Source organism: Streptomyces sp. 7N604, from assembly GCF_052245475.1.
GTDB lineage: Bacteria > Actinomycetota > Actinomycetes > Streptomycetales > Streptomycetaceae > Streptomyces.
Genome location: NZ_JBQQBX010000008.1, coordinates 172,229 through 185,410 on the forward strand (window position 1 = coordinate 172,229; position 13,182 = coordinate 185,410).

At 69.6% G+C, this 13,182-nt stretch carries 13 protein-coding genes; 3 read left to right on the forward strand and 10 right to left on the reverse strand.

The genetic code is table 11. The annotated features are described in order from the left end of the window. Positions 1–27: 27 nt before the first annotated feature. The 6 genes from ACTWP8_RS11390 to ACTWP8_RS11415 form a co-directional block, all read right to left on the reverse strand. On the reverse strand, positions 28–813 hold the full coding sequence (locus tag ACTWP8_RS11390) for a 3-oxoacyl-ACP reductase (protein WP_443322006.1): 786 nt from the start codon (positions 811–813) through the stop codon (positions 28–30). A 150-nt stretch (positions 814–963) separates the two neighbouring features. Then, positions 964–1,233: an acyl carrier protein gene (locus tag ACTWP8_RS11395; RefSeq protein ID WP_443322007.1), complete on the reverse strand. Its 270-nt coding sequence runs from the start codon at positions 1,231–1,233 to the stop codon at positions 964–966. Between the two features lie 40 nt (positions 1,234–1,273). After that, positions 1,274–2,518 (reverse strand): ketosynthase chain-length factor, encoded by a 1,245-nt coding sequence (locus ACTWP8_RS11400; RefSeq protein ID WP_443322008.1) that lies wholly within the window; start codon positions 2,516–2,518, stop codon positions 1,274–1,276. After that, positions 2,515–3,789 (reverse strand): beta-ketoacyl-[acyl-carrier-protein] synthase family protein, encoded by a 1,275-nt coding sequence (locus ACTWP8_RS11405; protein ID WP_443322009.1) that lies wholly within the window; start codon positions 3,787–3,789, stop codon positions 2,515–2,517. Before ACTWP8_RS11405 ends, ACTWP8_RS11400 begins: the two co-directional genes overlap by 4 nt. Further along, positions 3,786–4,112: a TcmI family type II polyketide cyclase gene (locus ACTWP8_RS11410; RefSeq protein WP_443322010.1), complete on the reverse strand. Its 327-nt coding sequence runs from the start codon at positions 4,110–4,112 to the stop codon at positions 3,786–3,788. The genes ACTWP8_RS11405 and ACTWP8_RS11410 overlap by 4 nt, the downstream gene beginning before the upstream one ends. Before the next feature lie 25 nt (positions 4,113–4,137). Further along, complete coding sequence (locus ACTWP8_RS11415; RefSeq protein WP_443322011.1) at positions 4,138–5,607, reverse strand: FAD-dependent monooxygenase; 1,470 nt, start codon at positions 5,605–5,607, stop codon at positions 4,138–4,140. Between the two features lie 498 nt (positions 5,608–6,105). Between ACTWP8_RS11415 and ACTWP8_RS11420 the strand changes: the two genes are divergently transcribed. Next, positions 6,106–6,927, forward strand: a complete 822-nt coding sequence (locus ACTWP8_RS11420) for a hypothetical protein (protein ID WP_443322012.1) — start codon at positions 6,106–6,108, stop codon at positions 6,925–6,927. Between the two features lie 89 nt (positions 6,928–7,016). On the opposite strand, the gene ACTWP8_RS11425 is transcribed toward ACTWP8_RS11420, so the two are convergent. Next, positions 7,017–7,694 (reverse strand): response regulator transcription factor, encoded by a 678-nt coding sequence (locus ACTWP8_RS11425; protein WP_443322013.1) that lies wholly within the window; start codon positions 7,692–7,694, stop codon positions 7,017–7,019. Positions 7,695–8,121: 427 nt separating this feature from the next. On the opposite strand from ACTWP8_RS11425, the gene ACTWP8_RS11430 reads away from it, so the two are divergent. Then, complete coding sequence (locus ACTWP8_RS11430) at positions 8,122–8,712, forward strand: TetR family transcriptional regulator (RefSeq protein WP_443322014.1); 591 nt, start codon at positions 8,122–8,124, stop codon at positions 8,710–8,712. Here ACTWP8_RS11430 and ACTWP8_RS11435 read toward each other — a convergent pair. Together ACTWP8_RS11435 and ACTWP8_RS11440 are read right to left on the reverse strand one after the other, a co-directional pair. Continuing rightward, complete coding sequence (locus tag ACTWP8_RS11435) at positions 8,697–9,575, reverse strand: NAD(P)H-binding protein (RefSeq protein ID WP_443322015.1); 879 nt, start codon at positions 9,573–9,575, stop codon at positions 8,697–8,699. The genes ACTWP8_RS11430 and ACTWP8_RS11435 overlap by 16 nt on opposite strands. 23 nt (positions 9,576–9,598) lie before the next feature. Continuing rightward, complete coding sequence (locus tag ACTWP8_RS11440) at positions 9,599–10,249, reverse strand: ScbR family autoregulator-binding transcription factor (protein WP_443322016.1); 651 nt, start codon at positions 10,247–10,249, stop codon at positions 9,599–9,601. Positions 10,250–10,855: 606 nt separating this feature from the next. Between ACTWP8_RS11440 and ACTWP8_RS11445 the strand changes: the two genes are divergently transcribed. Further along, complete coding sequence (locus ACTWP8_RS11445; RefSeq protein ID WP_443322017.1) at positions 10,856–11,836, forward strand: ScbA/BarX family gamma-butyrolactone biosynthesis protein; 981 nt, start codon at positions 10,856–10,858, stop codon at positions 11,834–11,836. Between the two features lie 79 nt (positions 11,837–11,915). Here ACTWP8_RS11445 and rho read toward each other — a convergent pair whose 3' ends face one another. Further along, on the reverse strand, positions 11,916–13,130 hold the full coding sequence (gene rho, locus ACTWP8_RS11450; protein WP_443322018.1) for a transcription termination factor Rho: 1,215 nt from the start codon (positions 13,128–13,130) through the stop codon (positions 11,916–11,918). Positions 13,131–13,182: the final 52 nt, after the last annotated feature.

Genomic DNA, 13,182 nt, shown 5'->3' on the forward strand with positions numbered 1-13,182 from the left:
GGCCGGGGCGGGGCGTGGGGCGGATCGTCAGAAGTTGCCCAGGCCGCCGCAGACGTTGAGCGCCTGCGAAGTGATCGAGGCGGCGGTGTCGGAGGCCAGATAGCCGATGAGCCCGGCGACCTCCTCGGGGGTGGAGTAGCGGCCGAGCGGGATCTTGCTCTGGAACTTCTCGAGGATCTTCTCCTCGCTGGTGTCGTAGGCGGCGGCGTAGCCCTGCCGGACTCGCTGCGCCATGGGGGTCTCCACATAGCCGGGGCACACCGCGTTCACGGTGATGCCGGTCGGGGCCAGCTCGTTGCCCAGCGCCTTGGTGAAGCCGACGACGCCGTGCTTGGAGGCGGAGTACGGAGCGCCCAGGACGACGCCCTGCTTGCCCGCGGTGGAGGCGACATTGACGATCCGGCCGCGCTTTCTGTTCCGCATGCCACCGGTGTTCAGCACGTCACGGGTCATCAGGAAGACGCTGTTGAGGTTGGTGTTGATGACGTCGAACCACAGCTCGTCGGCGATGTCCGCGGTCACGCCGCCGCCGGACCGGCCCGCGTTGTTGACCAGGACGTCCACCGGTCCGTAGCGGTGGACGGCGGCCTGCACGAAGCGGCCGATGTCCTCCGGTGACCGCACGTCGCACGGCATGCCGTCGACGTCCAGGCCCTCGGCCTGGAGCTCCTTGAGGGTGTCGGTCACGCTGTCCTCGGTGCGGGCACAGAGGAACACCTGGTGTCCCTGCTGAGCCAGCAGCCGGGTCACGGCGAGCCCGATTCCACTGGTCGCGCCGGTGACGATGGCGACCCGCCGGTCCTGCTGCGTCATCTCTGTCTCCTGGAAGTCGGTTGGCCTGGTGGTGCCGGGCGGATGTGCCGCTGCCGCCGCACCGGAGCGCGAGCGGCGGCAGCGGCCCGTACGCACGGGTGGCGGCGCGTACGGTTCGGGGTTGGGGTGGGGTACGAGTGGGGTGTGGGGTCAGGCGGCCGTGGCGGGTGCCAGGTGGGCGTTGACGACCTCGATCAGGGCGCGCGGCGTCTCGGCGTCGGTCAGCGCGGAGTCGTCCAGCGTGATGCCGTACTCCCGCTCGATCCGGCCGCCGGTCTCCAGCAGCGCCAGCGACTCGTAGCCGAGCTGCTCGAAGTCGGTGTCGAGGATGTCGCCGTCGAGGTCGACGCCCTCGTCGGCTCCCGCGCCCTCACGCAGGATCCGCCTGAGGTCCTCGAGGGTGAAGTCGGTTGCTGACATGTGTGTCCTCTCGTTCGTTCTCAGAAGTGGCCGTCGAACGTCAGCGGCCACAGGTCCGCGCCACGACCGCGGAGTTGAAGCCGCCGTGGCCGCGGCCCAGCACCAGGGCGGCACGCAGCTGCGAGGCCCGTCGGGGCTGCGCGGTGACGAGGTCGATGTCGTACTCGTCGGCCAGGGTCACGTGCGGGGTCGGCGGGATGATCCCGTCCCGCATCGCCAGGAACGCGGTGGCCAGATCCAGCGGAGCGGCTCCGGAGTACAGCCGCCCGGTCATCGTCTTGGGCGCGGTGACCGGCACGGCGCGCGGTCCGAAGACCTTGGCGATGGCCTCGGCCTCGATCCGGTCGAGCTCGGGGATGGCAGCGGCGTCCGCGAAGACCACGTCGATCTCCTCGGGCCCGGTGTCCGCGTCCTCCAGCGCCAGCTCGACGGCCTTTTGCAGCCCGGGGCCCCGCCCGCTGCCGGGCCGGGGGTCGAAGGTCGAGCCGTAGCCGGCGATCTCCCCGTAGATGCGCGGGGCGCGGCGGCGGCGGGCGCTCTCCAGGTCCTCCATGACCAGCAACGCCCCGCCCTCGCCCGGTACATGGCCGTCGGCCGCCGCGTCGAAGGGCAGATAGGCCCGTTCGGGGTCGTCGCTGGTGCTCAGCCGCTTGCTGGCCAGCAGGGCGACCCAGCCCCAAGGGCAGATCGAGGCGTCGATGCCGCCGGAGATGATCAGCCGGGTGCCCTTGCGGATCTGGCGGCGGGCTTGGGCGACCGCGTCCAGCCCGCCGGCCTGGTCGCTGACGACCACGCCGCTGGGCCCGCGCATGCCGTTGCGTATGGAGATCTGGCCGCTGTTGACGGCATAGAACCAGGCGAACGACTGGTACGCGCTGACGTACTGGCTGCCCTTGCTCCACAGGTTCTGCAGCTCGCCCTGGCCGAACTCGAAGCCGCCCGACGAGCTGGCGGTGACCACGCCCATGTCGTACTCGGGCAGATCGCCCGGTTGTACAGCCGCGTCGGCGAACGCGCAGTCGGCGCCGACCAGGGCCAGCCGGGTCATCCGGTCAGTCTGCGGGATGAGCCGCCCCGGCAGATGTTCCTCGACCGCGAAGCCCTCGATCTCCCCGGCCAGCCTGGCCGGGTACCGCGAGGGGTCGAAACGGGCGATACGGCCGATGCCGTGGGTGCCGCTGCGGGTCGCGGCCCAGTAGTTCTCCACACCCAGGCCGTTGGGTGCGGCGATGCCGAGGCCGGTGACGACGACCTTGCCCTTCCCCTCGCCATTCTCGCCGGTCATGCGCCACTCCTCTCGGGACGGGCGAGCACCGTGGCGCTCTGGAATCCGCCGAATCCGCTGCCCACGGACAACACCGTGTCGGTCTGCCACTCCCGCGCGGTCAGCGGCACATAGTCGAGGTCGCACTCGGGGTCGGGGGTGTGCAGGTTGGCCGTGGGCGGCACCACGCCGTGTTCCATGGCCAGGGCCGACGCGGCGATCTCGATGGAGCCGATGGCGCCCAGCGAGTGACCGACCATCGACTTGATGGAGCTGACCGGGGCGCGGTAAGCATGCTCGCCCAGGCTGCGCTTGAAGGCCGCGGTCTCGTGCCGGTCGTTCTGCTTGGTGCCCGAACCGTGCGCGTTGATGTAGTCGATGTCCTGCGGGTTCAGCCGGGCCTCGTCGAGGGCGACCCGGATGGCCTCGGCCATCTCCCGCCCATCGGGGCGCAGCCCGGTCATGTGGAAGGCGTTGCACCGGGAGGCGAAGCCGGCGATCTCCGCGTAGATGCGCGCCCCGCGCCGCCTGGCGCCCTCCAGCTCCTCCAGCACGAAGACAGCCGCCCCCTCGCCCAGGACGAATCCGTTACGGGTCCCGTCGAACGGGCGGGAGGCGTGTTCCGGGTCGTCGTTGCGTGGTGTGGTCGCCTTGATCGCGTCGAAGCAGGCGACGGTGATGGGTGAGATGGGTGCATCGGTGGCACCCGCCACCATCACGTCGGCCGTGCCCTCCCGGATCAGCTCGGTGGCGTGCCCGACCGCGTCCAGACCCGAGGTGCAGCCGGTGGAGACCACCGTGCTGGGCCCCTCGGCGCCGACCGCCCAGGCAACCTCGGCGGCGAACGAGCTGGGGACCAGGTAGTTGTACAGGTGCGGCACCGCGTACTCGTGATCGACCAGGTCCAGCCGTCCGCCGTCGCTGACCGTGCGGTACTCCCAGTCGAGACCCGTGGTCGCGCCAACCGCGCTGCCGATGGTCACGCCGGTGCGGTAGGGGTCGAGCCCGGCGAACTCCAGTCCGCTGTCGGCCACCGCCTCCCGGGCGGTGGCCACGGCGAACTGCGCTGCCCGGTCCATCCGCCGCACCTCCTGCGGGGTGAGCCCGTGCAGGTCCGGGTCGAAGTCGGCCTCCGCCGCGACCTGGGAGCGGAACGGGGAAGGGTCGAAGAAACTGATCCTGCGGGTGGCGGTGCGGCCATCGGTGAGCAGGCTCCAGAAGTTCTTGGTCCCCACTCCGCCCGGCGCGATGACCCCGATGCCGGTGATGACGACGCGCCGACCGCCGCTCACAGCGCACTCCAGTGGTAGAAGCGGCTGGCCATCGCGTCGGCGGGCGAACGCCAGGTGGCCGGGTCGTACGGCTCGATGAACGGCTTCAGATCCTCGCTGATGCCGACGAAGCGGGGGTCGTTCTTGGCCGCCTCGATGCGCTCCCCGCCGTCCTCGGAGTCGAAGTCCTGCAGGTGGAAGTAGAGCCCCCGGTACGAGAAGAGCTGCCGGCGCCGGGTGCCCATCCTGTCCGGCATGTCGGTCTCGTCGAACGCCGCGAACAGCCTGGCGACATCCTTGGCGGAGCCCGGCTCCATGCGGGCCACGATCAACGTACTGTGCATGTGTCTGTCTCCTTGTGGGCTAGATCTATCGGGCGGGGCCGAACCACCGCTCCAGGGCCATGGGAAGGTCGTGGTGGCTGCCAGGCGCGGCCCAGGCGACATAGCCGTCGGGGCGGATGAGCACCGCAGCGGTGTCCGCCAGGGGACCGTCGCTCCAGGCGCCCTCGGGCGTGCCGGTGACGATGTCGATCCGGTCCTTCCAGCCCGCCGCCCGGCGGCGCAGCTCGGGGTTGTCGGCGAGATCCAGCAGGACGCCGTGCCCCTGGTGCAGCAGTTCGGCGGAGCTGGTGGCACGGCCGTCACGGGTCAACTGCAGGCGGGGCATGCGCAGGCCGAGCAGCGGATGGCTGCCGGAGCCGACGTCGTAGCGGACCTCCAGGCCGCTGACCATGGCGGCCAGATGGCGGCTGACCTCCTCGTACCGGATCAGCTCGGCGAGCACGTCGCGCAGCGGCTGCATCTCCTCACCGCTGAGGAAGAGCAGGCCCTGGGCCTGGGTGTTCATCAGCAGCCGCTGCCCCACCGGGTGGCGTTCGTCGTGGTAGGTGTCCAGCAGCGCTTCGGGCGCGGTGCCGCGGACCACGGCGGCCAGTTTCCAGCCGAGGTTCACCGAGTCCTGGATGCTGGTGTTCATGCCCTGGCCGCCGGCCGGGAGGTGGATGTGTGCGGAGTCGCCGGACAGCAGCACCCGGCCGCGCCGGTACTCGGTCACCTGGCGAGTCGCGTCGCCGAACGCGCTGACCCACACGGGCTCGGCGTCGGAGATGTCGATACCGGTGAGCCGTTTCCAGGCGTCGGCGACCTCCGCGAAGGCGGGCGGCTCGGCACGCCGCTGCGGCGGGGTGCCACGCTCGCAGACGATGATGCGGGTGATGCCGCCGGGCAGTGGGCCGACCATGACCATGCCGCCGGGCACGGTCTCACCGATCATGCGCGGCTCGAGCTCCACGCCACGCAGGTCGGCGAGGTACATCTCCATGGTGGCGGCGGTGCCGGGGAAGTCGAAGCCCGCGGCCTTGCGGACGGTGCTGCGGCCGCCGTCGCAGCCCACCACCCAGGCGGCACGCAGGGTCTGTTCCCCGTCCGGACCGCGCACGTCGATCCGGACGCCGTCCCCGTCGTCATGCAGGGACAGCAGCTCGTGGCCGCGGCGGATGTCCACGCCGAGCTCCGTCGCCCACTGCTCGAGTATGGCCTCGGTGGCGGACTGCGGCACGGTCTTGGCGGCCTGGTGCGCGCCCTCCAGGACGCCGAAGTCGACGGGGATGCCGCCGAAGTGGCCCTGGTTGCTGGTCTCGATGTCGCCGAAGCGGCGCAGCAGGCCCCGCTGGTCGAAGACCTCCATGGTGCGGGCCGTGAAGCCCAGCCCGCGGGACTCGCCGGTGCGCCCGGGAAGGCGTTCTATGACGGTGACGTCGACGCCGGCGAGGCGCAGTTCTGCAGCGACCATGAGTCCGGCCGGACCGGCGCCGGCAACGATGACTGGAGCGTCCATTACCTCTCCTAGGAGGGTCGGGAAACGGAACGAATTACGCCCGCACGCGGACGGAAAGAAAAAAGCGAGGCCGCATGGGCTCGCTTGGCGCGGACTTACCGGCCCGCCCGGTTGCCGGAGCCGGTCCGCGCAATCGCCCCGCCGCGGGACCGTTTGCGGTTTCCCCGCGGTCCGGCGCCTCCCGCGACACGGATGGTTGCGGCTTTCAGTGGCCTCTGCCTCGCCGCATACCGGCGCACCGGGAAAGGCGCGCCGCGCTCCTCTCGGCGCAGTTCGGGGGAAGCTAGATAACAGCTTCTTCGGCGGCCGAAGCGCCGTCAAGGAAGATCGCTCAAGAGAACCGCAAACCTGTGTCAAGGAATTGAAACTCCTCAGCACGGCGTCAATTACCGTGTGGCGAACGAAAAATATCCACGGCCGTACTTGGCCCTCCCGCCCCCTCTCCCTAGCGTCCGGAACGTGCAACCAGGCACGAGTCCTTTCGCGAGGGAGAGCGACATGGAACGGGTGGAACTCTGTGAGGGTGCCGAATGCCGCCGGGTGGCGGCGGGGGGCGGAGGCCGGCTCTGCGCCCCATGCCAGGCCCGGCTCGCCGCGGACATCCGCGCGATGCCGCGGCTGTACGACTCCCTGGGCCAGATACTGGGCGGCGGCCGCGCCGAGCTGCGGGAGCGGACCTCGGGCGGCCACCTGCCCGGCATGCCCTTCAACGCCGCGGCCTCGGAGGCCCGTTCGGCCATCGATGGTGTCCTGTGCTCCTGGGCCGCGATGGTCGCCGAGGAAGGCGCGGTGACGCCGCCGGCGCGTACCGTGCGGCACCTGGCCGACTTTCTCGTCCGGCACCTGGCGTGGCTGGCCGGGCACGACGCCGTGGCCGACCTCACCATCGAGATGGCCCGGCTCGCCCGCCGGGCCCGGCGGATCGCCGACCCCGACCCGGTGCGCCGGGTGCCCGTCGGCGCCTGTGCGGAGCCAGGCTGCTCCGGCACACTGATCGCCCTCCTACGGCCTGGGACGGCCGCTGAGTTGGCGGAGATACGGTGCGACGTGGACCCGGCGCACCAGTGGGCCGCGCACGAGTGGACCCGGCTGGGCCGGCGCCTGCGCGGTCTGACCGGTCGGCCGGCGGGGTCGCAGACGGGACGGGTGGCCTGGCTGACGGCCGCCGAGATCTCGCGGCTGTGGGACATCTCGTCCGGCAGCGTCTACCGGCTGGCCAGCGAGCACCGCTGGAGGCGCCGCAGCCGGGGAGGGCGCGCCTATTACCACGAGGACGATGTCACGGACACCTTGCGGGAGAGGGAACCGCACTCCGCATAGCGGCCCGTCGCAGTGGCCCCGCACACCATTGAGGGGCGGCGCCTGTGGCGCCGCCCCTCGCTCCTTTCTCACCCCGTCGCCGCGGCGCCTCACCCGTTCCCGAACAGGAAGCCGACACCGCGCACGGTGCGGATCCAGTTGCTGGAGCCGAGCTTCCCGCGCAGGGTGCTCACATGCGTATCGATGGTGCGGCTGACGTGCGGGCTCGCGGTGTGGGTCATGGGGTCACCCCAGATCTCGGCCATCAACTGACGGCGCGAGATGACCACGCCAGGGTGGCTGGCGAGGTAGTAGAGCAGGTCGAACTCCTTACGGGTCACCTCCACCAGTCCTCCGTCGAGCCACACCTCGCGGGTAGCCGCGTCGATGCGCAGCGGACCATGCTCGATCGCCGGATCAGTGGCCGGGTGCCGCGGCCGGACCCGCCGCATGACGGCGTCGATCCGGGCCATCAGCTCCCGGAAGCCGTACGGCTTGTTCAGGCAGTCGTCCGACCCCGCCTGCAGTCCGAGCACCCGATCCGACTCGTTGCTGTGGTCGGTGAAGGCGATGATCGGGGTGTCGCCTGCCGCCCTGATGGTGCGGCACACCTCCAGCCCGTCGATGTCCGGCAGTTCCAGGTCGAGCAAGACCAGGTCCGCGTCGCGGTACGTATCCAGCGCCCGGGATCCCGTGGCGACTCCGACCGCGTCATAGCCGTGGCGGCGCAGACCGCGGATCAGGGACTCGGCGACATCCACCTCGTCCTCGACTACGAGTACATGCATGGCCATCCCCAAGGTTGACGGCCGACCAGGCGGTCGGCACTGCTCTCTGCCTGCCAACGGGAGCCGGGTACCAGCGTGCATTACCCCCGTTCAGCACTCTGACAGCATAACAAACCGTCCGGGCTGTTTTTCAAGTCCAGGTCAAGCATTGACCGTAACGCCACCATCCGCTTCCCTCGTGGAACGGACTGCGATACAACCGCCTTCGCACCCAGACACCCGCATCGAACTGCACGTATGTACCGGCCGCAGAAGCGGCATTCACGAGAGGGGCCTCGGGCTAGGGTCGCCAAAATAAGACCATGCAGTCTGTTTTCTCGATCTTCGAGCAGACTAGGATAACCAAAGGTGTTCAACCAGGCACGAGCAGTCATGAGAGTGCCGTGTCCGGAGCGAACGCCACAGACCGAGGGGACGGGACCGCCCCATGCAGTTACGAGCCGAACACACACGACAAGCCCTCATCGACGCAGCTGCCCAGCTGTTCGACAGCAAGGGGCTGAGGGCCACCGGCCTGATCGACATCAGCCGAAGTGCAGGGGTGAGCAAGGGCGCGCTGTACTTCCACTTCGGCTCGAAGGATGAGCTGGCCACCGCGGTGTGGCGTGAGGCCCGCAGCCGCGCGCACAGCCTTGCGCGGCGGCACTTCCCCGCCACCGCTGCTCCGGCTGTGGCCTCGGTGGCCCGGTTCGTCGTGGCCCTCACCTCTGAGATGCGGCGCGATCCGGTACTGCGAGCCGGAATCCGGCTGGAGGCAGAGGGCGAGCTCGGCCGGCTCACCGGACCCACGCTACGCCAGGAGTGGTTGACCTTTCTGGGCTGCCATCGCCCGGAAGGCCAAGACGGCCGCTTCGTAGCACAGTTGCTCGCTGCCGTGACGGCCGGCCTGGAAGTGCTCGGACGTGAGGACGACACCTGGTGGGCGGGAGAGACCGTGGCCGGGATCTGGAAGCTGCTCCTGGGCCTCGTCCCGTCCGAAGCGACACTCAGCGCGCCGGAGAGTCAGGCGTCATCCTGACGATGCCGGTCGGCCGGCGCGAAATACAGCCCGTGTTCGTCGGCCCAGTCGGCATAGCTTCGCGCGGGCCGCCCGATCAGCCGCTCCACAGTGGGGTTCACCTGGCCGCTGTTCCCCAGGAGCCTCCGCTCGGCGATCTCCAGCAGCGCCTGGGCCACCGGGGCCGGATAGCGGCTCTCGAGCAACTGCCGTGTCTGCTCACGGGTCTGCTCGCGAAACACCAGAGGGCGCCCCAGCACGGTGCCGAGGATCGCAGTCTGCTGACGGGCCGTCAGCGACTCGGGTCCGGTCAGTGCGTAGGCCCGGCTTGCGTGGCCCGGCTCGGTCAGCGCACGGGCCGCGACGGCCGCGATGTCATACGGGTCGACACAGGCCGACGGTGCGTCACCCGGCCAGGCGGACACGGTGCCCTTCGCCCTGATGTCCGGTGCCCAGCCGAGCGAGTTGCTCATGAACGCTCTGGGCCGCAGCAGGGTCCACTCCAGCCCCGATGTCCGAACGCAGTCCTCGGTCTCCCGTTGCCAGCGCGTGATGAGGTCGTCGGCGCTCGAATCGGTGACGCCCAGCGCGGAGAGCTTGACCAGCCGCTGGACTCCGGCCCGGGCGGCAGCGGTGATCAACTCGGCATCGTGTGCGGGGCGCAACGGGTTGTTGGTGACGATCAGCGCCGCCCGGACCCCGGACAGTGCCCGGCGCAGCGTGGCGGGCTCCTCGAAGTCCCCCACCACCGTCTCGGCCCGCGCCGTCGGCTCCGGCAGCCGCGCCGGATCCCGGGTCAACAGCCGTATGGCATGCCCCTCGTGGGCAAGCAGCCGTGCGGTCCGCCGTCCTACCGTTCCGCTCGCTCCGGTGAGCAGAATCATTCATATCCCCCGTATGCACAGACCTAGACCGAAGCCGTCGGACGCTCCATCTCGGCGACCACCCGCGCCCCGCGGTCAGGGGCCGCATCCAGGTGGGCCAGCACGGCGGGCACCGCGATCCCGGGCAGCACGTGACGGTAGAACACGGAGACCTCCTCTTCCAGATCGGCCAGGTGTGACCCGGCCTTCGAGAGGATCAGGATCCCGTTGAAGGACGCGACCACGAAGCGGGCCGTCTGCCGCGGCACCACATGCGGGAGCACCTCACCCCGCTTCTTGGCCTCGGCCAGCAGGGCGGCCGTCACGTCGATCCACCCCTCCTGCGGGCCCACCCGGAACAAGGTCTGCAGGCTCGGATCGATCAGCAATTGGGACCCGGCCCGCAGCACGGGGTCGCGGGGGAAGCGGTGCGCGAGCACCATCCCCGTGTCCACCCACTCCTGCAGCTTGGAAGAACGCGCCGGAAGCTCCTCGCCCGTCAACTGCCCCTCGAGCACTCCATGCAGCAGAGCCTCCTTCGAGGCGAAGTGGAAGTACAGCGATCCCTTGGTCACGCCCGCCCGGGAGAGAATCTCGGAGATGCTGGCGGCGGCGTAGCCGCGCTCGGCGAAGACCTCCGCTGCAGCCTCCACGATCTGCCGACGGGTCCGGATCGCACGCTGCTGCTGCGCCATCGCGGCCTCCTGCCTCCTCGCTTCAGGGCCTTCCACCACGGGCGAAGCACCAGACTGGCGAGTGCAGCGACGGCGCCCTGACAGAAAACCAAACCGAACGGCACGTATATTACCGCATCGACCACCGGTTGCCATCTACGCGACTTCGCGATCACAAACTTTCTGACGCAGCCGGATCGAGCCGTTCGGGCCCGTCGGGGAGGTTCGCTACGGCCCCTCCGCGCGCAAGGTTTCCTCGATCACGTCCACCCAGGGGGCCGCCTCCGCCCCCCGCGTCCCTCGTGGCGACCAGATCGCTGGTCATGTTCAGCGCGGCTCGGCGCGCGCCGCTCCTGGGCACCGCGCGCCTTCCGAGCGGTGATCGCGGTGCGGAACAGGGTGTCGATGGCCCGGTGCCGCAGATCGTCCCGCCTCCACGCGCGGGCGCAGCGCCGTCAGCATGCTTCTGACCTCTCGGCCTGCGGGCACGCGCTGCTGTCTTCCGGGCGCCAATGCCGCGCTGACGTGCGGTCCCATTTAGCCTTTGAAAAAAACCGGCCAGTCTGTATCTTATGAAGCCGTAAGGTCCGAACGCAATCCACTCAGCTACGGGGCGAGGTCACCTTCATGACTCAGCTGACGACGATTTCGCGCAACAGCTACACCGTTGGCTCCTCCCTGACTCCCGAGGCCACGCTCACGACCACCGTGCCCAAGGAGTTCGTCCATCTGGACACCGTCGCCGAGGTCTTCCTGACCGGCTGCATACAGCTCAGCGCCACCCACTTCTCCCTCACTGGCCAGTGGCCCAGGGCGCACACCTTCTTCACCACCGATGGCGGCACCCGGTACGACCCACTGATAGCGGCCGTGACGATCCGGCAGTGCGGGCTGTACCTCGCACACGCCAAGTACGGAATTCCGCTCGAGCACGTCTTCCTGCTGCGCGACCTGGACTTCACCGTCGTCGACGAGGAGATGGCCATCGGGCAGTCCCCTGCCGACATCGTCCTGGACGCCAGCTGCCCGGAGCTGCAGTGGCAGGGACGTCAGCGCGTGGAGTCCCGGATGGAGTTCACCATCCACCGGGCGGGCCGCCTGGTGGCCACCGGAAGTTCGGGCTTCGCCTGCCTGACGCCGGCGTTCTACCAGCGCGTACGCGGCGAACGGATCAGCACCACTACCAATGGACTGCTCAGCCGACCGGCCCCGGTCAGCCCGGCCAGCGTGGGCCGGTCAGCTCCGACAGAGGTCGTACTCGCTCCTACCGGCAAGCCGAACCGCTGGCTGCTGAGCCCCGACCCGCGCCATCCCATCCTCTTCGACCACGGCAGCGATCACACCCCCGGGATGGTCCTGCTCGAAGCCGCGCGTCAAGCCGGTCACATCCTTCTCACCCCCCTGGGTGTGAAGCCTACCTCCGCAGCCATCTCTTTCCATCGATATGCGGAGCTGGACACCCCTTGCACCATCTCGGCCGAATTGATGGACGGCTCCGTGAATGGCGAGCGGACTGCCGAAGTGACTGCCCATCAGAATGGCCCGGTTCTCTTCACCGCGGTCCTCTCCGGGCCCACAGCCACCGCCCGGAATCAAGGACCGAATTGACCTCGGCGACAGCACTTCGCCTCGCCGATCGAGCGTTCGGCGGGGCGAAGCGGAATCTGGCCGGGCTGGCCTCACCCATCTAGCTGCCCTGGCCCGTCTGGCTGATCCGGTGCAGGAATTCGGCGTTGCTGCCGGTGTTCCTCATCCGGTCCAGCAACAGCTCGATCGCCTTCTGCGCGTCCCGCTCGTGCAGTGCGCGCCGCAGCCTGCGGACAACCGCCAGTTCGCCGGGCGGGGTGAGGATCTCCTCCCTGCGGGTGCCCGAGGGATCGACGTCGATCGCCGGGAAGATCCGCTTCTCGGCGAGGGCGCGGTCGAGGCGCAGTTCCATGTTGCCGGTGCTCTTCAGCTCCTCGAAGTAGTAGTCGTCGGCCCGGGACCCGGTCTCGACCAGCGCGGTCGCCAGGATCGTCAGCGACCCGCCGTTCTCGATGTTGCGCGCGGCGCCGAACAGCCGCTTGGGCGCCAGCAGTGCGGAGGAGTCGACCCCGCCGGTGAGGATGCGCCCGTTGCCCGGTGCGCAGTTGTTGTGCGCGCGGCAGAGCCGGGTGAGGGAGTCGAGCAGGATCACCACGTCATGGCCGAGTTCCACGAGCCGTTTGGCGCGCTCGATGGCCAGGTCGGCGAGGGCGGCGTGGTCCTTGGCGGGCCGGTCGAAGGTCGAGGAGAGGACCTCGCCGCGCACCGAGCGCTGCATGTCGGTGACTTCCTCCGGCCGCTCGTCGAGGAGCACCACCATGAGATGGCACTCCGGGTGGTTATGGGCGACGGCCTCCGCGAGTTCCTGAAGGATTACGGTCTTGCCTGTCTTGGGCGGGGCCACGATGAGCCCACGCTGTCCCTTGCCGACGGGTGCGACGAGATCGATGACCCGGGTCGCCATCCGCCCCGGAGCGGTCTCGAGCCGCAGGCGCTGCTGCGGGTGGAGCGGGGTGAGATCGGCGAAGTGGGGACGGTCGGCAAGGCTGGGACGATTGGCGAGGCGGGGACGGTCGCCGTCTCCGCCCGCCTCGATCCCGTTGACCTTGTCGACACCGACCCACGGCTGGGCGGCCTTGCCGTGCCCGGGGCGCGTGGTGCCTTCGGCGAAGTCGCCTTTGCGCAGGCCGAGTCGGCGTACCTGGTTCATCGTCAGGTGCAGATCGCGAGCGCCGGGCAGATAGCCGTCGGCGCGTACGTACGCATGCTGGCCGACGAGGTCGACGACCCCGGCGAACGGCAGGACCGCTTCGTCCTTCGCCGGGCGGAGCTGGGGGGAGGTGTGTTCTGTAGGGGATTCGGTAGCGGTACTCACGCGGAGTCCTTTCGTGATTCGCTCGAACAGGAAGAGATCGAGGAGAGAAGGG